This is a genomic window from Streptomyces aurantiaciflavus (genome assembly GCF_049808595.1).
Classification (GTDB): Bacteria; Actinomycetota; Actinomycetes; order Streptomycetales; family Streptomycetaceae; genus Streptomyces.
In genome coordinates, this window is sequence record NZ_JBNCAQ010000080.1 from 1 (window position 1) to 1,476 (window position 1,476).

General features: G+C 64.7%; 1 protein-coding gene. It reads left to right on the top strand.

Annotated elements, in window-relative coordinates; genetic code table 11:
• A partial coding sequence (treS, locus tag ACPT94_RS42110) for a maltose alpha-D-glucosyltransferase (protein WP_425248155.1) occupies positions 1–1,476 on the top strand: 1,476 nt, incomplete at both ends.

The following is a 1,476-nucleotide window of genomic DNA, read 5'->3' on the forward strand; positions in this document are numbered from 1 at the left end:
CCGGACACCTTCGAAGACACCCCCGCCAAGGACCGCGACCCGGACTGGTTCAAACGCGCGGTCTTCTACGAAGTCCTCGTCCGCTCCTTCCAGGACAGCAACGGCGACGGCGTCGGCGACCTCAAGGGCCTCACCGCCAAACTCGACTACCTGCAATGGCTCGGCGTCGACTGCCTCTGGCTGCCGCCCTTCTTCAAATCCCCGCTGAGGGACGGCGGATACGACGTCTCGGACTACACCTCCGTCCTGCCCGAATTCGGCGACCTCGCCGACTTCGTCGAATTCGTCGACGCCGCCCACCAACGCGGGATGCGCGTCATCATCGACTTCGTCATGAACCACACCAGCGACCAGCACCCGTGGTTCCAGGAATCGAGGAAGGACCCCGACGGCCCCTACGGCGACTACTACATGTGGGCCGACGACGACAAGCAGTACGCCGACGCCCGCATCATCTTCGTCGACACCGAGGTCTCCAACTGGACCTTCGACCCGGTCCGCAAGCAGTACTTCTTCCACCGCTTCTTCTCCCACCAGCCGGACCTCAACTACGAGAACCCGGCCGTCCAGGAGGAGATCCTGGCCGCCCTCCGCTTCTGGCTGGACCTCGGGATCGACGGTTTCCGACTGGACGCAGTGCCGTATCTCTACGCGGAGGAGAACACCAACTGCGAAAACCTTCCGGCAACCCATGAGTTCCTCAGACGGGTCCGGAAGGAGATCGACGCGATGTATCCGGACACGGTGCTGCTCGCGGAGGCCAACCAGTGGCCGGAGGACGTCGTCGACTACTTCGGCGACTACGCCTCCGGCGGCGACGAATGCCACATGGCCTTCCACTTCCCGGTCATGCCCCGCATCTTCATGGCCGTCCGCCGGGAATCCCGCTATCCCGTCTCGGAAATCCTCGCCAAAACGCCCGCGATTCCGTCCGGTTGCCAGTGGGGCATCTTCCTTCGCAACCACGACGAGCTCACGCTCGAAATGGTCACCGACGAAGAACGCGACTACATGTACGCGGAATACGCGAAGGACCCGCGGATGCGCGCCAACATCGGCATCCGCCGCCGGCTCGCGCCCCTCCTCGACAACGACCGCAACCAGATCGAGCTGTTCACCGCACTCCTGCTGTCCCTCCCCGGCTCGCCGATCCTCTACTACGGCGACGAGATCGGCATGGGCGACAACATCTGGCTCGGCGACCGCGACGCCGTCCGCACCCCCATGCAGTGGACACCGGACCGCAACGCAGGTTTTTCCTCCTGCGACCCCGGCCGGCTCTACCTGCCGACCATCATGGACCCCGTCTACGGCTACCAGGTCACCAACGTCGAGGCGTCCATGGCCTCGCCCTCCTCGCTGCTGCACTGGACGCGGCGCATGATCGAGATCCGCAAGCAGAACCCCGCTTTCGGACTCGGCTCCTACACCGAGCTGTCCTCGTCCAACCCGGCCGTGCTCGCCTTCCTGCGCGAG